A 19,451-nucleotide genomic window follows, 5' to 3' on the forward strand; every position below is an offset into this window, starting at 1 on the left:
TGAAGGAACTCGGCAAATTGCCTCCGTACCTTCGGAAGAAGGAGGCCCCAACTATGCGCAAGCACTGTTGGGGGGCACAGGCCAGGGGGTAGCGACTGTTTAGCAAAAACACAGGGCTCTGCTAAGTCGGCTTCAAGACGACGTATAGGGTCTGACGCCTGCCCGGTGCCGGAAGGTTAAGTGGAGATGTGCAAGCATCGAAATGAAGCCCCGGTAAACGGCGGCCGTAACTATAACGGTCCTAAGGTAGCGAAATTCCTTGTCGGGTAAGTTCCGACCTGCACGAATGGCGTAACGACTTCCCCACTGTCTCCAGCACATGCTCAGCGAAATTGAATTCTCCGTGAAGATGCGGAGTACCCGCGGTTAGACGGAAAGACCCCGTGCACCTTTACTGCAGCTTCAGAGTGGCATTAGGAAAGAACTGTGTAGCATAGGTGGGAGGCTTTGAAGCATTGGCGCCAGCTGATGTGGAGCCATAGGTGAAATACCACCCTGTTGTTTTCTGATGTCTAACCTCGTTCCGTGAAGCCGGAACAGGGACCCTCTGTGGCGGGTAGTTTGACTGGGGCGGTCGCCTCCCAAAGAGTAACGGAGGCGCGCGAAGGTTGGCTCAGGCCGGTTGGAAACCGGCTGTTAGAGTGCAATGGCATAAGCCAGCCTGACTGCGAGACTGACAAGTCGAGCAGAGACGAAAGTCGGTCATAGTGATCCGGTGGTCCCTCGTGGAAGGGCCATCGCTCAACGGATAAAAGGTACGCCGGGGATAACAGGCTGATAACCCCCAAGAGCTCATATCGACGGGGTTGTTTGGCACCTCGATGTCGGCTCATCACATCCTGGGGCTGGAGCAGGTCCCAAGGGTTTGGCTGTTCGCCAATTAAAGTGGTACGTGAGCTGGGTTCAGAACGTCGCGAGACAGTTTGGTCCCTATCTGCCGTGGGCGTCGATATTTGAGAGGACTTGTCCCTAGTACGAGAGGACCGGGATGAACATGCCTCTGGTGGACCTGTCGTCGTGCCAACGGCGCAGCAGGGTAGCTATGCATGGACGAGATAACCGCTGAAAGCATCTAAGCGGGAAGCTCCCCTCGAGATAAGATATCTTAGGACGGTCGAAGACCACGACCTTGATAGATCGGATGTGGAAGTGCGGTAACGCATGGAGCTAACCGATACTAATTGTCCTATTCGCGCTTGAGAGTCCCACCATCATCGACAAGGCTGATGCCTTCGATGTGGCGGTTCCAAGCTCATCATAGTGGTGCACATCGATTTCGAACCCGAACCGCAAGGCGTGACCCAACAGTCACGCCGCATCACGCAGGCTCCATTGCTTGGTGACCATAGCGTCTGTGACCCACCCGATCCCATCCCGAACTCGGCCGTGAAACCAGACAGCGCCGATGGTACTATTGCTTAAGCACTGGAAGAGTAGGTCGTCGCCAGGCATTGAAGCCTGCGTCATGCGCGCGGTTCACGAACCCATACACAATGTCTTTCGCCCGTCAGGGCCCGAACGCCCTCGATCCATATCGGGGGCGTTCGTGTTTGACGGACAAATGGTCCAGGGCTCACACCCAGGACCAACAGGTGGCGCGGGGTGGAGCAGCCCGGTAGCTCGTCAGGCTCATAACCTGAAGGTCACAGGTTCAAATCCTGTCCCCGCAACCAACATCACATAGACCAAAACCGCCCAGGACATCCTGAGGCGGTTTTTTTTATGCCTGCTTTCCGTGGCTTAGCCCCGAGTCGCGATGTCCAGCCGCGTCCGTCCGAGACCCACCGAGCCCCAGGACGTCGATTTGACGGCGGGGGTATTTTTAGCGGTACCTCCCTCGCAGACGATGGAGATACCCCCATGGCGCTCAAGGAACTGGAGGCTCGCTACGCCACGAAGCGGGCAAAGGACTATAAGCTGGCCGACGGCGAGGGCCTGTATCTGCTCGTCCGGCCCAACGGCTCCAAGCTGTGGCGGATGAAGTACCGCTATGCCGACAAGGAGAAGCTGCTCTCCTTTGGCCGCTATCCGGCGCTGAGCCTTGCTGACGCCCGGTTGAAGCGCGCCGAGGCCAAGCTCGCCTTGGCCGCCGGACGTGATCCTGGCGCCAGAGAGACGGCGCCTGCAGGGAAGACGTTTGAGGAGGCAGCGACGGCGTGGCATCAGAACCGCGTCGAGGCGCTCGACGAAGCCCATGCCAACCGGATCATGGCGCGGCTCAAACGCGATGCGTTTCCGGAGCTGGGCCCCATGGCCTTACGCCAGATCAAGCCGGCTGACGTTCTGGCGATGGTGCGGGTCGTGGAGGCGAGGGGGGCTCTCGATGTCAGCCGGCGCCTCAAGCAGCATGTCAGCCAGATCTATCGCTTTGCCATCCCGCAGGGCTGGGCCGATACCGATCCTGCCGCTTATCTGGCGGATCTGCTCAAGCCCAAGCCGCGTGTGCGGCATATGGCCCGTGTGGCGAGCGAAGAGCTCCCGGACCTCGTTCGCGCGATTGACGGGTATGACGGGGAGGAGAACCCGAAGAGGCGCGCCATCACCCGGGCGGCTTTGCTCTTCACGTTGCTGACGTGGGCACGGACCGCCGAAACACGGCTCGCCACCTGGAGTGAGATAGAGCGCCTCGACGGACCCGAGCCGATCTGGCGGGTGCCAGCCGAGCGGATGAAAATGGAGCGCGAGCATATCGTACCGCTGTCCGGTCAGGCTGCAGACCTGCTGAAAGCGCTGCGGGAGCATAGTCGCAGTGCTTATGTGTTTCCGGGCGAGAAGGCCGGGCAGCCGCTCTCCCAGAATACGATGATCTATGGCTGCTACCGGATGGGATATCGCGGGCGGCAGACCGTCCATGGCTTCCGGGGGCTGGCGTCGACCTGGGCCAATGAGGCGGAATGCTACCGTTCGGACTGGATAGAGATGGCGCTCGCTCATGCCGACGAGGATGAGGTCCGTAGCGCCTACAACAGCGCCCTCTATCTCTCGCCTCGCAGGCGCATGCTCCAGGCTTGGGCTGACCATATCACGGCGATGATTGAGGGTGGGGGGCAAGACAGCGCGTCAGCAGCCCTGCAGAGCGGTTGGCCTAGGAGGAACGCGGCGTTCCAATCCGCCGCCGCGTCCCTCTGTCGTGCAGCCGCATCGACTGCGGCCGGATTTAGGTTCGGCGAACGCGCATCCGCGAATGTCGGAGCCCGGGCCTGTCCAGCTACCGGACAGGCAGAGGCTTCCTAGCCGACCGCGCTTAACAAACCGGAACCAGGGCCACGGGAATATTGCGGTCTTTCCGCAATAATTCTGTGGAGAGGCTACGGATTTTCCGCACGGATCGGAGCAGAGCGAACGGAAACAGATCCGCCGTGCTCCTCACCCTGCCGGATCGAGCGGGTCGGCCGACACCTTCTATGACGATGCGTTTCGGGGGGCTGCCGAAGAACCCAAGATCAGGGGCACGCTTAGGCACGTGTCGGCTACCCGCCGCCCTTCAAGTCAGAAGTGGAATACCACGCCCGCCATCGGCCGGATGCTGTCGAAATCATACGTATCGATCTGCAGACGCAGGCGCGCGCCGGCCGGCAGGCTCACGCCGTCAAGGCCAACGTCCTTCGGGCCGACTTCGATACCACCGCCGTATACCCAATCCTTCTGATCACTCCAGCCGCGGCGGCCATTCACCCACTGATAGCCGGCCGACAGAAAGATCAGGCCGCTCTGGCCGGCGCGGAAGCCCGCACGGCCCTTAGCGCCATACTCCCAATCGATATCGCCGAAGCCCTTGGTCGCATTACCTTCGGCGCCGACGAAGAAGGCACCCAAAGGAATGTTCACGCCAGCAATGCCACTGAGCAGCGCGCCGTTGAAACGGCGATGGCCCGGAGCGGAGCCGAACTCGCTGTCGCGGTCGAAGCTATGATAGCCGCCGAGGACGCCGACATAAGGCTCTATTCCAAACGCCTTGCTACCGTCCGGGGCAGCGTCCTGTGCATGAGCTGCAACGGGCAGGAGGGCGGCAAGCAATGCCGCAAAAGCAAACTTCTTCATAAATAGCTCCTAGTACTTTTCTTTAGTGCGTGGGGCCACAAGCGGGCGCGCCGGGGCAGAACTGGGTCGGTTCTCGATAGTTGCTCGCGTCATCGCTTCGAAAAAAGCCGTGTCTTTCCTGCCACAACCCGCTGGCGGTCGGATCATGCCGGGCAAGCCGGTCGACTGCTAAGGCACGATCGTGGCGGCTCCGGCGTTAATGCGGAGAATGCAAGGAGCGCCCATGCCGGATAAGAAGCCCTCAGATCGCCCCACGCGAAACCTGCTCATCTACTTAGTGATCGCCGTGCTCGTCGCGATTGGACTCGTGGCGTATGCGACGCACGGTCCTGGAAGCATCTCGGTCCCCGATCGGCCGGGCTCTAACGGACGCAGCATGAGATAATCAATCGAGCGCATGGTTGCGAAGGACGGCCCCGCTACGCTGGATCGGTCGGCCTTGAGGCTACCTCTGCCATTCTTTTTAGATGCCGAAGGCCATTAGACCCGGAGGCTGATGAAAAGGAGCTCGGGAAAAGATTGAGGTGCGGCTGAGCTGCGGAGGTACTTCGGCCAGGAAGCTGGCATTCGGCCAACGTGGCACAGATCGGCGGCCAGCTGCCTGCCGCATCTCGGTGGCCTCGTTCAGCAGAAAAGGATGCTGTGCTAGCCAACCCAGCATAGCAGCTGCCCGCCAGTTGGAAGCCCGAACGTTACCCCTTAGACAGTAAGTTGTCGAAACCGAGAGCCACCCAAACGAGATGATTAGCGCTTACGACTTCACGGTTCATTCCAATGATGGGCGGGAGGTGTCGCTCGGCGACTATCGGGGCAAAGTCTTGTTGATCGTCAACACGGCCAGCAAATGCGGCTTCACGCCACAGTATGATGGGCTAGAAAAGCTGTACCGGGACCTTCGGGGTCGTGGTCTCGTGGTGCTCGGCTTCCCTTGCAACCAATTCGGCGCACAAGAGCCCGGCGATGCGATCGAAATAGCCAGCTTTTGCAAACTGAACTACGAAGTAGATTTCCCGCTCTTCGAGAAGGTCGATGTCAACGGGTCAGCAGCAAGCCCTCTCTATGAATGGCTGAAGGCGCAAGCGCCGGGCATCCTTGGCAGCAAGGCAGTCAAATGGAATTTCACAAAGTTTCTGATCGACCGCAACGGAAGGTGGCGGCTCGCTTCGCGCCAACGACCAAGCCAGAGGCAATCCGCGGCGAGATTGAAAGGCTGCTTACCTAGCGGCTAGCGAGCCGCTTTGGGAGGGAATACGCCGAGAAGCGGAAAATCGGGCCCGCGGGATCGCTTCTCAAAATCTAGCATTTGCTGATTTGAACCGTTCTCTTCAGCGGTTTGGGCGCTCCGGTCAGAACGACTTGAATTAGGACGAAGCTGCTATTCTTGTTGACCTGCGGCAACGGCGGCTCGCGCGGGAAGCGGTCGGAACTCAGCGACCCTGCAACAATTGCGGAAATATAGCGTTTAGCGCGCAATCTCAGAAGGATTTCACATGAGCATTTGCCGCAACCTCGTTTTCGCGACCGCAGCAGCGGCCTTGGTTGGCACTCCGTTTATTGCTGACGCGAGGACAACCAGCGGTAGAATCTCAATAAGTGAAACCCAGTTCGGCTTCTTGGTCGGCGGGAACGTCGGCGGTGGTACGCTCACGTACAATGGCAAAATCTACAAGTTCAAGATCGGCGGTATTTCAGTCGGCAAAATCGGTGTGGCGAAAATCCGCGGCTATGGTCGGGTTTCGAACCTGACCAACATCTCCAACTTCGCCGGGACCTATGTCGCGGCTGATGCGAGCGCTACGGCTGTCAAAGGCGCGGGCAGCATCAAGCTCAAGAAGGGTGATATTACCCTTGAGCTCGACACCAGTTCGAAAGGCTTGCAGCTCAGCGCCAGCGGAGGCGGCGTCAAAATTACACTCGAGTAACCGGGAATGCCACCCAAGATGGTGCGGTATGGCACGGTCGGCTTAGTTCACTAAGCCGCCGTTGCCCCCCGGTGCCCATTGTCACCTCCTAGGCGTTGCGACGGGCGTATCCCACCGCCTCGTACGGAGCGCTCGATCAATTGATGCTGAAGAGCGCGGGAGGACGAGCAGGGAGCCCGTCCAGCGCTATAATTGGCAATCCCATGCCCATAATAGAGGCGATTGCCGAACGTCCGCTCTACGGCGCTCGCAGGCGACTCCTGCCCGGAGTTGCCGTCTGCGGACCGTTCTCCGCACGGTAGTACTTGGTCGGTAGCCGCCGAGCCCCTCAGACCCAGAAGCAGACTTCATGCCGCCCTTTTCGCTTCCGGAAACCGGCTAACCGTTCATGCCGCCGGTCGTCCGCTATCGAGGTTGCGAACCGGCCGCTCGCAACGGCTCGAAGTGGTGGCAAGCGGACGCTCGCCCGGCGCTAAGTGCTAAGGGTCTTATACCGGCAATAGAGCTGGCTTCCCGGTTTATTGACGCTACAGGTCGCCGCGGGGACGATTTAAAGAAGGGGCGGCGATGCGCAGCGGCTATTGGGTGGTGGCGGTCTTCGCGACAGGCTGGGCCAGCGCCGGGTTAATCGCGGTGGGTTATTCGCCACTCACATGTCTGCTGCCCGCCTTAATCTCAGGCGCCATTCTTCTCTGCGCATACAGCCTGCCATCGACCGGGGGTCAGCTTGGCTCTCACACGCGCAAGGTGCTTGCGCGATGGAGCCTGCTGGAAGGACTGGCTATCGTACTTGCAGTCAATCTACTTCACCAGACGCATCATCCGGACGCAACGTTTCCTATCGTGGCGGCGATCGTCGGTTTTCACTTCCTCCCCTTGGCGCGCGGTATTCCAGTACGGCTATACTATCTCACGGCTGCCGGTTTGGTGCTGATTGGGGCGACAGGAATGCTCGTCCCGACTGGCGAACGCCCATTTTTTGTCGGCCTTGGGGCCGCTGCTGTGCTTTGGGCGACGGCGGTCTATCGACTGACCGAGGCGCGCAGGTTAGTCGCTGCCTGATACTCGCTTGCGAATGTCCGATTCTGGGCGATAGCCGCTCGGCAGGTTGGCAGCGGCAACGACCCAATCGCGGCCGCTCACGCCGCCCGTTTCGCGTCCCAAAACCAGCCGCTCGTTCACGTGAGCCGGCCGCCTGGCTAAACGATTCAGGCGGCCTCTCGACCGGCTCCGGTTTGACAAATGCTTTTCACCGCCCGCGCTCCTCTGCTGTAGCCGAGCTCTGACGTCGCACTCTTCGTCGCGCTGACGCTACGAGGTCTCGCAATTATGGTCACGCGAACGCGCGTTAATCCGATTGCAGAGCAGGAAGCGGAGTTCTTCGCCTCCTGCTCGACCCCATAAGCGGCTCATCGTTCAATCCACGGAGCCTTTCATGATCGATCCCCATGTCACGATCGAGCCGTCGATCCTCTACCTCGGAACACCGGTCGTCCTCATCAGCACGCAGAATGAAGACGGCACCGCCAACCTGGCGCCGATGTCGTCCGCGTGGTGGCTCGGATGGCGGTGCATGCTCGGTCTCCAGACCGCATCGCAGACGCCGCAGAACATGATCCGCACCGGGGAGTGCGTGCTCAATCTGGCGTCCCCGAAACAGGCGTATGCGGTAAATAGGTTGGCCCGCCTGACAGGCACCAAGGATATCCCCGAACTGAAGCAGAAGCTGGGCTATTCCTACGAGCCTCGGAAGTTCGAGGTGGCCGGCCTTACCCCGGTTCCGTCGCAAACAGTGGCTGCCCCGCGCGCGCTGGAATGCCCGATTCAACTGGAAGCCGTCGTCGCGACCCAACATGGCATCATGGACGACGATCCCCGGGTCGCCGGCCTGATCTCCGCATTCGAAGTGCGCATAACGCGCGTCCACGTGCATCCGAGCTTGCTCATGGACGGGCACGAGAACCGCATCGACCCTGCCAAATGGCAACCGTTGATCATGAACTTCCAGAAGCTCTACGGAGTGTCCAGCACCGAGATCGTGCCCTCCCGCCTCGCTGAAATCGACGAGTTGTGCTACCGCATGCCCGACGTGGATCGAGCGCGCGAGGCGTTGCTTGAGACGTGCATCTAAATGGTGTCGAGCGGCATCCCCGGCGACTTGCGAGCCGAGTATGCCCTTCACGGCGAGGCAACGTTCCAAACTCCACGAAATCAGCGGCGCCGGCTCGGGATTTGATTAGAAAGCAAGAGTCGGAGCGCTGCTCTTCCAGCCGATGTCTACCTTGGCTGAAAGATGCAAAGGACAATATCATGATCAGCCAAGATAAGCAGGCGGAAGCGACTCTCGCCGATCCGCGGTGGGCGCGCGTCGTCGCCCGCGACAAGGCCGCCGACGGCGAGTTCTGGTACACGGTCGACACGACGGGCGTCTATTGCCGGCCGTCCTGCCCCTCGCGCGCCTGTAATCCCAGGAACGTCACCATCCATGACAGTCTGGCAAGCGCCCGAGCGACCGGCTTCAGGGCCTGCAAGCGATGCAAGCCTGATGGGCCGGCGACCGAGGTCGTCAATGCCGAGATCGTCACCAAGGCGTGCCGCATGATCGAGGCGAGCGAGACCGCGCCGTCGTTGACCGATCTCGCCGAAGCCCTCGCGCTCAGCTCCGGCTACTTCCACCGCATCTTCAAGGCGCATACCGGCCTCACGCCGAAGGCCTACGCGGCGGCCCATCGCACGAAGCGCGTGCGCGAAGCACTGGTTGCCGAGAACAGCGTCACCGAAGCGATCTATGATGCCGGCTTCAACTCAAGTGGCCGCTTCTACGAAGCGTCCAGGGCCATGCTGGGAATGACTCCGTCGAACTTTCGCAAGGGCGGAGCGCAGGAGGAAATTCGCTTCGCGATAGGCGAAACGACGCTCGGCTCTATCTTGGTCGCATCGAGCGCCAAGGGAGTGGCCGCCATCCTCCTTGGCGACGATCCCGACGCGCTCGCGCGCGATCTCCAGGACCGCTTCCCGAATGCGAGGCTCATCGGTGCCGACGCCGACTATGAGGCGATCGTCGCGAGGGTCGTCGGCTTCGTCGAGGCGCCACAGGTGGGGCTCGACCTTCCTCTCGACGTGCGCGGCACCGCGTTCCAGCAGCGGGTATGGCAGGCGCTGCGCGAGATCCCCGTCGGACAGACCTTGTCCTATACCGAAGTCGCCGAGCGCATCGGCGCGCCGAGTACAACGCGTGCGGTCGCGGGCGCGTGCGCTTCCAACAAACTTGCGGTCGCTATCCCCTGCCACCGCGTCGTGCGTAACAACGGCGCGCTCTCAGGCTACGCTTGGGGCGTCGAGCGCAAGCGCGCGATCCTCGATCGCGAGCACGCCGCAGCCTGATCGCACGGTCCAGCTCTTCTTTCGATTTGAGAGCAAGAGCCGGAGCGTCAATGGCGGCGCCGCGATCTACCTTTCCTCCATGATCGATGGAGTAACTAATATGAGAGACAATCAGCGGCCCTTCGCGGCCGACCCCATCCGCTATGGCTATCGCCCAACCCCTACCGGTCTGGCGGTGATCGCCGTCAGCCGGCGCGGCGTGGCTGCGGTCCTGCTGGGCGCGGACCGGCACGAGATGAGCCGGAAGCTGGCCGAGGCGCTTGCGGGCGCCGATCTCCTCGAGGATGAGACCGCGATCGGCGCGGTTCTGGATGCGGTCGCAAGCCACCTTGATAAACCGACCGAGGAACCCGGCTTTGACCTCGACCTGCGCGGTGATGCGCGTGAGCTTGCCGTCTGGGCAGCGTTGCGCGCAATCCCGATCGGCGAGACCCGCACCTATGGCGCGCTCGCCAAGGCGATCCGCGCCGGTTTCACCGCTCAGGAGGTGGGCGCTGCCTGCGCGGCCAACCGCCTCGCCGTCGTGGTCCCGTGCCATCGCGTCCTCAAGGCCGACGGCTCGATTTCTGGCTATCGCTGGGGCGTCCACCGCAAGCTCAGGCTCCTGGCCATGGAAAAGGCGGCATGACCACGATCGGCGTCTCGGCGTTTGACTGGACCGCCGTCGCCGGCGACCTCGACCGGCAGGGCTGGGCCGTGCTGCCCAAGCTGCTGACGGCGGACCAGAGTGACGCGATCGCCGGCATGTACGGCGACACCGCGGCGTTCCGCAGCCACGTAGTTATGGCGCGGCACGGGTTCGGCAAGGGCGAGTACCGCTACTTCTCCTATCCCCTGCCTAACCTCGTTCAGGAACTGCGGACAGGGCTCTACCCGCGGCTCGCGCCGATCGCGAATGCCTGGCACGAGCGCATGGTGATGGACGTAAGATTTCCGGCGACCCATGCGGAGTTCCTCGAGCGATGCCACGCCGCCGGGCAGCGCCGCCCAACGCCCCTGCTGCTGCAGTATGGCCCAGGCGACTATAATTGCCTGCACCAGGACCTCTACGGCGAGCATGTCTTCCCGCTTCAGGTAGCGATTCTGCTATCCGAACCGCGTGAGGCGTTCGAGGGCGGAGAGTTCGTGCTCACTGAGCAGCGGCCGCGCATGCAGTCGCGGCCTGCCGTGGTGCCCCTGGCGAAGGGCGACGCGGTTGTGTTCGCCGTGAACAGCCGGCCGCATCGGGGCGACAAGGGAGAGTACAGGGTCAAGCTGCGGCACGGGGTCAGCGAACTGCGATCGGGCCGTCGCCACACCGTGGGGATCATTTTCCACGATGCCGCCTGAACGAACCTTCGGCGCCAACCTATTCGAGGAGGAGCGTGGGGCAATGCCGCTGCAGCCGGGCGCCATCCTCCTGGGAGGGTTCGCCGCCCCGGAGGCGGACCAGCTCCTCGCCGACATCCAGCGTATCGAGGAGGCCAACCCTTTCAGACGGATGGTCACGCCGGGCGGTTGGCAGATGTCGGTCGCCATGACCAATTGCGGCGAAGTCGGCTGGGTGACGGACCGCAGCGGATACCGCTACGATTGGCTCGATCCCGAGACGGGCGAGCCGTGGCCGGCGATGCCGATGTCCTTCCGATCCATGGCGGAGCGGGCGGCGGAGGTCGCCGGGTTTACGGGTTTCGATCCGGACTCGTGCCTGATAAACCGATACGAGCCGGGCTCCCGACTTTCTCTCCACCAGGACCGCAACGAGCGCGACTTCGACGCGCCGATCGTCTCGGTGTCGCTGGGACTGCCGGCGACGTTCCTCTGGGGCGGCGTGACCCGTGGCGACAAGCCGATGCGTGTGCGCCTTCTGCACGGCGACGTGGTAGTGTGGGGTGGTCCGGCCAGGCTGACCTTTCACGGCGTCGACACGCTCCACGGCGGCGCCAGTCCAGCCGGCAGCTTTCGCTACAATCTGACCTTGCGAGCCGCCCGATGATGCAACAGCCGCCGTAGGCAACGGGACAGACGGCTATTTATATGTCGAATGGAGCCGTCGCCAATGATCGGTAGCCGTCCGGCAGCTTCCGGCCGCGAGGACCCAGAAGGCGACGTTGCGGATACCCTGCCCGCTCCCGAACTCCGGTCATTGGTTCATATCAATCTCTTGGCTGCTTTCAGCGGCCTGGATTGTCATGTGGAGGTCTCCGAGTGGTGGTTAGCTGCGGCGGCGGATCAGCACTTTACCGGACAGAAGGCGGCGGCGGTGGCGGGGCAGGCTCCAAAATACAACCCGGAGGCCAGCAAGGTCCGTTCATCACCGGGTCGAATGATTTCGATACTCGCAGCTGAATGCTGACGAAGCGGACCTTGCCCTGTACGGATCGGGAATACATTTTGTCGATCCGCAAATCGTCTATTGCTGCGTTGGCGACTGCCTGAAGGATATCCGATTTCGGAGCAACGTCAGTCTTGCACTCGCGCAGCCGTCCGCTCGGTTCGATCTTCTTACATTTCAGATCAATCATTTTGTACGTGCCGCTCGCTTCTGGGATGAGTTTTAGCACACGATCGCTGATCGAGCGGCCGATTGGCACATCCTCCCATTCTTTCTGAGCCCCGGAGAGAAAAACGGTGTGATACACGATCTCAGCGCGAGGCACTGGCGATACACCTGCGCCCGCATTCGTCGAAGTCGCTATGAGCGTTGCGATCCATCCTGCTAAAACTAGCCGCATCACACACCTCCGCGATCCCATTGACCTTACTAACACTTATGCTCCGGCTCGGGATGCGGACTCTTCCGCCCTCGATTGGGGCTCGAACTGATTAAAAGTTCGGCGACCGCGAGGACCCACAAGTCGACATTCGCCACCCAAGCTCAACTATCCAACATCGGCCACTCGTTCATGTCGGCGGCAAAGCGTTTGTCTCATGGAGGGCCCGCCTCACCTATCGATAAATGCGGCAAGCTCTTCCGGTGCTGCCGCGGGAAACGACTGCCGCAGAAACTCTAGGAACGCCGCTACCCTGGCGTTGAGCAGCCTGCGGCTCGGGTAGAGAGCCCAAAGGGCGATCTCGAGACCCGCCACGTCACCCCAGTGCGCAAGCCGGCCGTCGGCGATGTCACGGCCGACGAGCGACAGCGGCAGGCGCGCCGCCCCGCCTCCGGCGCGAGCCGCGTCGCGGATCATCACCATCGATGACAGACGCATGACCGGATGGACGCTGAACTCCGCCGGTCCGTCCGGTGCGAGCATCGACCAAGTCGCCGCGGCATCCCCTCCGCGGACCAACACCGGCACGGCCGCCTCAGTCGGCCGCGGCACGTCGGGAGCAGCCACCACCACCAGTCGGTCGCGCAGGAACGCTCGCCCGACGAGCGTCTCATCGGGCGCGGGATCGACCCGGATCACGAGGTCGTAGCCCTCTTCGATCATGTCCACCGCCCGGTCGTCGGTCGTCACCTCGAGACGCACCTCGGGATGCTGCCGCACGAACGCGGCCGCCAGCCGCCCCATTGCCAGCTGCCCGAACAGAAGGGGCACGCTGATCCGCAGCAGACCCCGCACTTGGCTGCTGCCCGACGCGATCGCCGTGGTGGTCTCCTCCAGCTCGCTCAGCAACGCGCCAGCGCGCTCGAACAGCGCGCGACCTTCCTCCGTGAGCTTGATCTCGCGTCGGCCCCGCTCGAGCAGCCGCAAGCCGAGGCTCCCCTCCAGTTCGGCCACGCGCCGCGACAAAGTAGCTTTCGGCCGGCGCGCGGCGCGTGCCGCTTTTCCGAACCCGCCATGGCGGGCGACGAGCGTGAAGTCGGCGAGCGCAAGCAGGTCCATGTCGTTTCACCAGTGAGACGCTGCGTCCAGATCGCGCGTCTAGTTGCACCGTCATGGATCACTCATCTTCGCCCTGTCAGCAAGACCCAGCGAAGGAGCGAATGCCATGACCATTCTCGTAATCGGAGCCACCGGCCGCGTCGGCCGCCACGTCGTCGACCAGCTCGTCCAGCGCGACGCCGCTGTGCGTGTGCTCACCCGCGATCCCGCCAAGGCCTCCTTGCCCGCCGGCGTAGAGGTTGCGCAGGGCGAGCTGCTCGACATCGATGCGGTGCGATCCGCTCTGGCCGGCGTCCGCACGCTGTTCCTCCTCAATGCCGTCACCGGCGACGAATTCACCCAGGCGATCGTCACGCTCAACCTGGCGCGCGAGGCCGGGATCGAGCGCGTGGTCTACCTGTCAGTCTTCGAGGCCGACCGTGCGGTCAACGTGCCGCATTTCGCGGTGAAGTACGGCGCCGAGCGGATGCTGGAGGCGATGGGCTTCGGCGCCACCATCCTGCGCCCTACCTACTTCATCGACAACGAGGAGATGGTGAAGGACGTGATCCTGAACCACGGCGTCTATCCGATGCCGATCGGCGGCAAGGGCGTGGCGATGGTTGATGCTCGCGACATCGCCGAGATCGCCGCGATTGAGCTAATCCGCCGCGACGCCGCCGAGGCCGCGCTGCCGATCGAGACGATCAACGTCGTCGGGCCGGACACGCTGACCGGCGATGCGGTGGCGGCGATCTGGTCGGACGTGCTCGGTCGTCCGATCGTCTATGGCGGCGACGACCCGAGCGGCTTCGAGGCCAACATGGCGGCGTTCATGCCCAAATGGACTGCCTATGAGATGCGGCTGATGGCCGAGCGCTACGTCAGCGACGGGATGATCCCCGAGGTCCGCGACGTCGAGCGCCTGACCGCGCTGCTCGGCCGGCCGCTTCACAGCTATCGCGAGGCCGCGGCTCGGCTCGCCGGCGCCTGATCTTCCACCGTTAACCCGTCCACCTGTCGCTGGGATCGGCCGGCGTCAGGTGGACCCAATCCCGGCCATTCATGCCGCCCTTCCCACTTCCCGAAACCGGTCATCCGTTAATGCCCCCGATTGCCCGCCGACGACGCCGCGAGCCGACCGGTCGAAACGGCTTGAAGTGAGACAAAGCAGTCAGGCTGTTCTGAGGACCACGACTACCATTGCTGACGCCGTTCGCATCGGGATAAGCCGATAGGTCTTGCTTGCCGGAAACTGATCGGATATTCCCGATCTATGAATCAGGATTTGGCAATCGCTGCGCTCGCGGCTCTGGCGCACCCAACCCGGCTCAACGCTTTCCGCCTGCTCGTCCGCCACGAGCCTAACGGTCTGCCGACAGGTGCGCTGGTCGAGGCAAGTGACCTGACACAGAGCACTTTCTCAACGCACCTCGCTGTGCTTGCGAAAGCCGAGCTGGTGATTGCCGAGCGACAGGGCCGGCAACAGATCCAACGCGCCAACATCGATACGCTTCGTGCTCTCATGACCTTCCTGGCGAAGGACTGCTGCGAGGGCCGTCCCGAACTATGCGAGCCTTTGCTCGCCGACCTCGCCTGCTGCTGAAGGACCGACCGTGACCGACATCGTCATCTACCACAATCCCGCCTGCGGCACGTCGCGCAACGTGCTGGAGCTGATCCGCAACAGCGGCGTCGAGCCGCACGTGATCGAGTATCTGAAGACGCCACCGAGCCGCGCGCTGCTCGTCGACATGGTCGACCGCGCCGGGATGACGCCCCGCGACCTGCTGCGCGAGAAGGGCACGCCCTACGCCGAACTGGGCCTCGGCGATGCTTCGCTATCCGATCAGTTGCTGGTCGACGCAATGATGGAGCACCCGATCCTCATCAACCGGCCGCTGGTGGTGACCCCGCTGGGCGTGAAGCTGTGCCGTCCGTCCGAGGCGGTGCTCGACATCCTTCCGGACGCGCAGCGCGGCGCCTTCGCCAAGGAAGACGGCGAGCAGGTCGTCGATGCCGACGGCCGGCGCGTTGCCGGAGCGTGATACGCCGCGCGCTACTGTCCGAGGCGCTCGGCAGCCTCATCCTCTTCGCGACGGTCATCGGATCCGGCATCATGGCCGAGCGGCTGGCCGGCGGGAACGTGGCCATCGCGCTCCTCGGCAACACGCTCGCCACCGGCGCGATCCTGTTCGTGCTGATCACCATGCTCGGCCCGGTCTCCGGGGCGCACCTCAATCCTGCCGTCACACTGGTCATGCGCCTGCGCGGCCACGTCAGCACCAGATTGGCCCTCGCCTATGCCATCGTCCAGCTCGCCGGCGGCATCCTCGGCGTCTGGCTGGCCCACGTGATGTTCGACGTGCCGGTGTTCCAGATTTCACACCATGTCCGCACGGGTATGGGCCAATGGTTGGGTGAAGCGGTCGCCACGTTCGGATTGGTCCTGACCATCCTCGGCACCGCAAGGATGCGGCCCGAGAGCATTCCGACCAGCGTCGCGCTCTACATCACGGCAGCCTACTGGTTCACGTCGTCGACCAGCTTCGCCAACCCCGCCATCACCGTTGTCCGCTCGCTAAGCGACAGCTTCGCCGGCATCGCCCCATGGTGCGTGCCCGGCTTCGTCGCGGCTCAGGTCTTCGGCGCGCTGACGGCGCATCTCTTCGCTGACATCCTGTTCACCGAGAAACCGAAGGCCACCGTATGAGCCGCGTCCGCGTCCTTCCCGATCCCGGCCACCTGCCCGCCCTCGACCGATCGTTCGTCATCGACCGTCCGGCGCTACGCCTCGGCGCCGACCGGCCGCCGCCGCGCATCTTGCTGCTCTACGGATCGCTCCGCCAGCGCTCCTTCTCGCGCCTCTGCGTCGAGGAGGCGGCCAGGCTGCTCCAGCTCTTCGGCGCCGAGACCCGGATCTTCGATCCGTCCGATCTGCCACTTCCCGACCAGACCGCCGGGGACGACCATCCTGCCGTCCACGAACTGCGCGAGCTGTCGATGTGGAGCGAGGGACACGTGTGGTGCAGCCCCGAGCGGCACGGCCAGATCACCGGCGTGATGAAGGCGCAGATCGACCATCTGCCGTTGTCGATGGGCGGCATGCGGCCGACCCAGGGCCGGACGCTCGCCGTCATGCAGGTGTCGGCGGGCTCGCAGTCGTTCAACAGCGTCAACACGCTGCGCCTGCTCGGCCGCTGGATGCGAATGTTCACGATCCCCAACCAGTCGTCCGTCGCCATGGCCTACAAGGAGTTCGGTGACGACGACCGCATGCGGCCGTCCAGCTACTACGACAGGATCGTCGACGTGATGGAGGAGCTGGTCAGGTTCACTGTGCTGACGCGACCGCACGCAGCTGAGCTGGTCGACCGCTATTCTGAGCAGAAGGAGATAGGGTTGCGTTTGGCGCGCGAGGACCATGCTGCTACCGCGATCGCAATGCAGGTTGACTAGAGCCGGAGCGGGAAAGGTCCGGGGGTTACGACCGGGTCGCTTCGTGCTAGGCAGCCTGAAGATGCGTTCGCTGTTCGCCATTCTCGCATGCCTGATGCTGGTCGTGTCGGCGATCGGCGGCCCTGCGCGCGCTGGGGGTCTGGGCTGCAGCGAGACCGTCGGGGAAGTCGCCGTCCATATCGCAGGCGACTGCGACGAAGTGCCCGCGGACGCTCACAAGAACTATCCCCACTGCCACACCGGCTGCCATGGCCAGCACGTGGCCGCTCCGATGCCGTTCCGCGCCGTCGTGTCGATCGTCGATCTCGCGGGCGAATATGCGCCCGTTGCTTCCGTCACGTTGACTGCGCGACGCGTCGACCCCGCTCTCCGACCTCCCCAGGCCTGACATCGCCGCCGGGCGCGTCCGCGCGCCCGCACCGCACATGTCAGGAGCAATTCCATGCATCGCATACTGGCGGCCGTCCTGGCCGCAAGCGCCTGCGCGCCGTCGCTGCAGGCGCAGTCTAACCCGCCGTCATCGGCGGAGCCCGCGTTGACCCTCAATGAGGCGTTGATGGCGGCCGGCGCCACGTCGCCGGCCATCGAAGCGGCGAAATCTGGCGTGACCGCCGCGCAGGCGCAGCGCACCGTCGCCGGACTTCGTCCGAATCCATCGCTCGACACCATGGCGGAGAACGTCGCCGGCAGCGGCGTCTACAATGGGCTGCGGTCGACTGAAACGACAGTCGGCCTCTCCATTCCGGTTGAACTCGGTAACAAGCGTGGTGCTCGCGTCGCGGTCGCCGACGCGCAGCTCGATCGCGCGACGTTGGACGCCGCGATGACGCGGGCCGACCTGCGCCTGCGGGTGACGCAGGCCTACAACGACGCGGCGGCGGCCGAGCGCCGGCTCGCCAACGCCCGCGAGCAGGTCGGCATCGCGAACGAGGTCCTGCGCGGCGCGAAGGTCCGCGTGTCGGCCGGTCGTGCCTCGCCGTTGGAGGAGCAACGTGCCGACGTCGCCAGGCTGAACGCTCAAGGCGCGGCCGAACGTGCCGAACGGTCCGCCTCAGTCGCGATGGGGAACCTCGCCCGGCTGATCGGACGCGGCGCGACGGCGCTGGATGCCGCCTGGTTCGCCCGGATCGACACGATGGGCCCGCGCCGACCGGCAAGCGGACAGGACACGCTCGCCGGTGCGACTGCACAGGCCGATCTGACGACAGCCACCGCACAGGTCAGGCTAGCGCGTAGCCAACGCATTCCGACCGTGACCGCCGGGGCGGCCGCTCGCAGATTGGAAGCCACCAACGACACGGCGGCCGTCTTCAGTCTCTCCGTGCCGCTGCCCCTCTTCAATAGCGGGCGAGCGGCGGTCGATCTCGCCTCCGCCCAGCGTCAACAGGCCGATGCGCAGCGTCGGGTGGCTCTGCTAGACGTCGAACAGGCTATCGCATCGGCGACGGCCGAGGCCGACAATGCGGCGACGACTGCACGCAATGCCAACGGGCCGACGCTTGCTGCCGCGCAGGAGGCCGCGCGCATCGCGCGGATCGGATACCGCGAGGGCAAGTTCGGCCAGCTCGATCTGCTCGAGGCCGAGCGCACGCTCGCCGACACCCGTGCGGCCGCGATCGACGCGCTCGCCGCCTACCATGACGCACAGGCCCGGCTGGAACGGCTCACCGCCCCGGCGCCCACCGACGCGAAGGACGCACGATGAAGACTCAGACCAGCCGGATGCTCCTGTCCGCACTCCTCCCCCTGGCGCTCACGGCGTGCGGCAAGTCCGACAAGAAGGCCGACGACATGGCCGGGATGGACATGTCCAAGGATGGCGGGAAGCCAGCCGACAAGGACGCGGTGGCCCTCTCCGCCCGGCAGATCGCCGACGCCGGGATAGAGACGGCGCTGCCGACCGTCGGCGGCGTTACCGGTGCAATCGAACTGCCCGGCCTTGTGCAGGGCGATCCTCAAGGCGTTCAGGTGGTCTCCGCGACCATTGGCGGACGTCTGGTCTCGCTCACCCGCAACCTGGGGCAGACCGTCCGGCAGGGAGATCCGCTGGCAATCATCGAGAGCCGCGAAGCCGCATCGCTCACGGCGGAGGTGGAAGCGGCACGCGCGCGCGCCGGTCTCGCTCAATCGAATCTGCGGCGCGAGCAGCGTCTGTTCGCCGAGCGCGTCTCACCCGAACAGGATCTGATCGCTGCTCGGACCGCCGCGACGGAGGCCGGAATCGCACTCCGTCTCGCCCAGCAGCAGCTCGGCGCGACCGGCGGCAGTGGTGGAGCGCTGAACCGCATATCCATGCGCTCGCCCATCTCGGGCCAAGTGATCGCACGCCCGGCGGTGCTCGGGCAGACGGTCGACGCCAATGCCGAGCTCTACCGGGTCGCCAACCTGAAGCAGGTCACGGTCCAGATCTCGCTCCCCCCGACCGATGCGGGCCGTGTTCGACCGGGCATGCGGGTCGAGGTGTCGGCGGCCGGCCGCAAGCAGGACGGTCGGGTCACCTTCGTCTCCCCCGTACTCGACGACAACACCCGGCTCGTGCAGCTGATCGCCACGCTGAGCAACGCTGACGGCATCTGGCGCGTCGGCGAACCCGTCACGGCCGCCATCATGCTTCCCGCGATCGGAGACCGCAGCATCGCCGTTCCGTCCACCGCCGTGCAGTCGGTCGAGAACAGGACGGTGGTCTTCGTGCGGACGCCGACCGGATTCCGCGCGGCGCCGGTCGCGACCGGACGGCGGAACGGCGACCAAGTGACCATCACCTCGGGCCTCGTCGGCACCGAGCGAGTTGCCACCACCAACAGCTTCACGCTCAAGGCCGAACTCGGCAAGGGCGGCGAGATGGAGATGTGAT

General features: G+C 63.9%; 19 protein-coding genes, 1 tRNA gene, 2 rRNA genes and 1 pseudogene (1 of these 23 only partly in view). 21 read left to right on the forward strand and 2 right to left on the reverse strand.

Annotated features, from left to right (window positions below):
• From HL653_RS05550 to HL653_RS05565, 4 genes are all read left to right on the forward strand, one after another.
• Positions 1-1,201 (forward strand): 23S ribosomal RNA (locus HL653_RS05550) (it extends 1,591 nt beyond the left edge of the window).
• 134 nt (positions 1,202-1,335) lie between these two features.
• Positions 1,336-1,450: ribosomal RNA gene (gene rrf / locus HL653_RS05555) — 5S ribosomal RNA — on the forward strand.
• 146 nt (positions 1,451-1,596) lie between these two features.
• A tRNA-Met gene (locus HL653_RS05560) sits at positions 1,597-1,673 on the forward strand.
• A gap of 187 nt (positions 1,674-1,860) precedes the next feature.
• Complete coding sequence (locus HL653_RS05565; protein WP_171743636.1) at positions 1,861-3,234, forward strand: integrase arm-type DNA-binding domain-containing protein; 1,374 nt, start codon at positions 1,861-1,863, stop codon at positions 3,232-3,234.
• Positions 3,235-3,489: 255 nt separating this feature from the next.
• Here the strand turns inward: HL653_RS05565 and HL653_RS05570 are convergent, their stop codons facing one another.
• Positions 3,490-4,041 (reverse strand): opacity protein, encoded by a 552-nt coding sequence (locus tag HL653_RS05570; protein WP_171743637.1) that lies wholly within the window; start codon positions 4,039-4,041, stop codon positions 3,490-3,492.
• 740 nt (positions 4,042-4,781) lie between these two features.
• Between HL653_RS05570 and HL653_RS05575 the strand changes: the two are divergent.
• From HL653_RS05575 to HL653_RS05615, 9 genes and pseudogenes are all read left to right on the forward strand, one after another.
• A pseudogene (locus HL653_RS05575) lies at positions 4,782-5,263 on the forward strand (glutathione peroxidase).
• 268 nt (positions 5,264-5,531) lie between these two features.
• A complete protein-coding gene (locus HL653_RS05580) occupies positions 5,532-5,963 on the forward strand; it encodes a DUF1134 domain-containing protein (RefSeq protein WP_171743638.1) in 432 nt (143 codons plus the stop codon).
• A 567-nt stretch (positions 5,964-6,530) separates the two neighbouring features.
• Positions 6,531-7,025 (forward strand): hypothetical protein, encoded by a 495-nt coding sequence (locus tag HL653_RS05585; protein ID WP_171743639.1) that lies wholly within the window; start codon positions 6,531-6,533, stop codon positions 7,023-7,025.
• A 373-nt stretch (positions 7,026-7,398) separates the two neighbouring features.
• On the forward strand, positions 7,399-8,094 hold the full coding sequence (locus tag HL653_RS05590) for a flavin reductase family protein (protein WP_171743640.1): 696 nt from the start codon (positions 7,399-7,401) through the stop codon (positions 8,092-8,094).
• Positions 8,095-8,273: 179 nt separating this feature from the next.
• A complete protein-coding gene (gene ada, locus HL653_RS05595) occupies positions 8,274-9,347 on the forward strand; it encodes a bifunctional DNA-binding transcriptional regulator/O6-methylguanine-DNA methyltransferase Ada (protein WP_171743641.1) in 1,074 nt (357 codons plus the stop codon).
• 79 nt (positions 9,348-9,426) lie between these two features.
• The gene (locus tag HL653_RS05600; RefSeq protein ID WP_216599953.1) at positions 9,427-9,975 is read left to right on the forward strand and encodes a methylated-DNA--[protein]-cysteine S-methyltransferase; all 549 of its coding nucleotides are present in this window, start codon (positions 9,427-9,429) and stop codon (positions 9,973-9,975) included.
• Positions 9,972-10,676, forward strand: coding sequence for a 2OG-Fe(II) oxygenase (locus HL653_RS05605; protein ID WP_171743642.1), 705 nt, complete (start codon positions 9,972-9,974; stop codon positions 10,674-10,676). Before HL653_RS05600 ends, HL653_RS05605 begins: the two co-directional genes overlap by 4 nt.
• A gap of 43 nt (positions 10,677-10,719) precedes the next feature.
• Positions 10,720-11,322 carry a DNA oxidative demethylase AlkB gene (gene alkB, locus HL653_RS05610; RefSeq protein ID WP_253717574.1) on the forward strand — a complete coding sequence of 201 codons (603 nt, stop codon included), beginning with the start codon at positions 10,720-10,722 and terminating at the stop codon, positions 11,320-11,322.
• Positions 11,323-11,385: 63 nt separating this feature from the next.
• Entirely contained in the window at positions 11,386-11,682 is a 297-nt protein-coding gene (locus tag HL653_RS05615; RefSeq protein WP_171743644.1) for a hypothetical protein, read from the forward strand.
• 589 nt (positions 11,683-12,271) lie between these two features.
• Here HL653_RS05615 and HL653_RS05620 read toward each other — a convergent pair.
• A complete protein-coding gene (locus HL653_RS05620) occupies positions 12,272-13,159 on the reverse strand; it encodes a LysR family transcriptional regulator (RefSeq protein WP_171743645.1) in 888 nt (295 codons plus the stop codon).
• Positions 13,160-13,265: 106 nt separating this feature from the next.
• On the opposite strand from HL653_RS05620, the gene HL653_RS05625 reads away from it, so the two are divergent.
• The 8 genes from HL653_RS05625 (at position 13,266) to HL653_RS05660 (ending at position 19,450) form a co-directional block, all read left to right on the forward strand.
• A complete protein-coding gene (locus HL653_RS05625; RefSeq protein WP_171743646.1) occupies positions 13,266-14,132 on the forward strand; it encodes an SDR family oxidoreductase in 867 nt (288 codons plus the stop codon).
• 282 nt (positions 14,133-14,414) lie between these two features.
• Positions 14,415-14,744 (forward strand): helix-turn-helix transcriptional regulator, encoded by a 330-nt coding sequence (locus HL653_RS05630; RefSeq protein ID WP_171743647.1) that lies wholly within the window; start codon positions 14,415-14,417, stop codon positions 14,742-14,744.
• 10 nt (positions 14,745-14,754) lie between these two features.
• On the forward strand, positions 14,755-15,186 hold the full coding sequence (arsC, locus tag HL653_RS05635; RefSeq protein WP_171743648.1) for an arsenate reductase (glutaredoxin): 432 nt from the start codon (positions 14,755-14,757) through the stop codon (positions 15,184-15,186).
• Positions 15,183-15,851, forward strand: a complete 669-nt coding sequence (locus HL653_RS05640) for an MIP/aquaporin family protein (RefSeq protein ID WP_171743649.1) — start codon at positions 15,183-15,185, stop codon at positions 15,849-15,851. The genes arsC and HL653_RS05640 overlap by 4 nt, the downstream gene beginning before the upstream one ends.
• Complete coding sequence (gene arsH, locus HL653_RS05645) at positions 15,848-16,597, forward strand: arsenical resistance protein ArsH (RefSeq protein WP_171743650.1); 750 nt, start codon at positions 15,848-15,850, stop codon at positions 16,595-16,597. The genes HL653_RS05640 and arsH overlap by 4 nt, the downstream gene beginning before the upstream one ends.
• Before the next feature lie 61 nt (positions 16,598-16,658).
• Positions 16,659-16,985: a hypothetical protein gene (locus HL653_RS05650; protein WP_171743651.1), complete on the forward strand. Its 327-nt coding sequence runs from the start codon at positions 16,659-16,661 to the stop codon at positions 16,983-16,985.
• A 54-nt stretch (positions 16,986-17,039) separates the two neighbouring features.
• Entirely contained in the window at positions 17,040-18,302 is a 1,263-nt protein-coding gene (locus HL653_RS05655) for a TolC family protein (RefSeq protein ID WP_171743652.1), read from the forward strand.
• Positions 18,299-19,450 (forward strand): efflux RND transporter periplasmic adaptor subunit, encoded by a 1,152-nt coding sequence (locus HL653_RS05660; protein ID WP_171743653.1) that lies wholly within the window; start codon positions 18,299-18,301, stop codon positions 19,448-19,450. The genes HL653_RS05655 and HL653_RS05660 overlap by 4 nt, the downstream gene beginning before the upstream one ends.
• The last annotated feature ends 1 nt before the right edge of the window (position 19,451 follow it).

Source organism: Sphingomonas sp. AP4-R1 (assembly GCF_013113735.1).
Classification (GTDB): domain Bacteria; phylum Pseudomonadota; class Alphaproteobacteria; order Sphingomonadales; family Sphingomonadaceae; genus Sphingomonas_I.

Excerpts from the sequence above, each read along its gene's own strand:
- HL653_RS05605 (WP_171743642.1), top strand. The coding sequence starts at position 9,972 with ATGACCACGATCGGCGTCTCGGCGTTTGACTGGACCGCCGTCGCCGGC.
- HL653_RS05565 (WP_171743636.1), top strand. The coding sequence starts at position 1,861 with ATGGCGCTCAAGGAACTGGAGGCTCGCTACGCCACGAAGCGGGCAAAG.
- HL653_RS05580 (WP_171743638.1), top strand. The coding sequence starts at position 5,532 with ATGAGCATTTGCCGCAACCTCGTTTTCGCGACCGCAGCAGCGGCCTTG.
- HL653_RS05600 (WP_216599953.1), top strand. The coding sequence starts at position 9,427 with ATGATCGATGGAGTAACTAATATGAGAGACAATCAGCGGCCCTTCGCG.
- HL653_RS05620 (WP_171743645.1), bottom strand. The coding sequence starts at position 13,159 with ATGGACCTGCTTGCGCTCGCCGACTTCACGCTCGTCGCCCGCCATGGC.
- HL653_RS05570 (WP_171743637.1), bottom strand. The coding sequence starts at position 4,041 with ATGAAGAAGTTTGCTTTTGCGGCATTGCTTGCCGCCCTCCTGCCCGTT.
- HL653_RS05660 (WP_171743653.1), top strand. The coding sequence starts at position 18,299 with ATGAAGACTCAGACCAGCCGGATGCTCCTGTCCGCACTCCTCCCCCTG.
- ada (WP_171743641.1), top strand. The coding sequence starts at position 8,274 with ATGATCAGCCAAGATAAGCAGGCGGAAGCGACTCTCGCCGATCCGCGG.
- HL653_RS05650 (WP_171743651.1), top strand. The coding sequence starts at position 16,659 with ATGCGTTCGCTGTTCGCCATTCTCGCATGCCTGATGCTGGTCGTGTCG.
- HL653_RS05655 (WP_171743652.1), top strand. The coding sequence starts at position 17,040 with ATGCATCGCATACTGGCGGCCGTCCTGGCCGCAAGCGCCTGCGCGCCG.
- HL653_RS05585 (WP_171743639.1), top strand. The coding sequence starts at position 6,531 with ATGCGCAGCGGCTATTGGGTGGTGGCGGTCTTCGCGACAGGCTGGGCC.
- alkB (WP_253717574.1), top strand. The coding sequence starts at position 10,720 with ATGCCGCTGCAGCCGGGCGCCATCCTCCTGGGAGGGTTCGCCGCCCCG.
- HL653_RS05625 (WP_171743646.1), top strand. The coding sequence starts at position 13,266 with ATGACCATTCTCGTAATCGGAGCCACCGGCCGCGTCGGCCGCCACGTC.
- HL653_RS05590 (WP_171743640.1), top strand. The coding sequence starts at position 7,399 with ATGATCGATCCCCATGTCACGATCGAGCCGTCGATCCTCTACCTCGGA.
- arsH (WP_171743650.1), top strand. The coding sequence starts at position 15,848 with ATGAGCCGCGTCCGCGTCCTTCCCGATCCCGGCCACCTGCCCGCCCTC.
- HL653_RS05630 (WP_171743647.1), top strand. The coding sequence starts at position 14,415 with ATGAATCAGGATTTGGCAATCGCTGCGCTCGCGGCTCTGGCGCACCCA.
- HL653_RS05615 (WP_171743644.1), top strand. The coding sequence starts at position 11,386 with ATGATCGGTAGCCGTCCGGCAGCTTCCGGCCGCGAGGACCCAGAAGGC.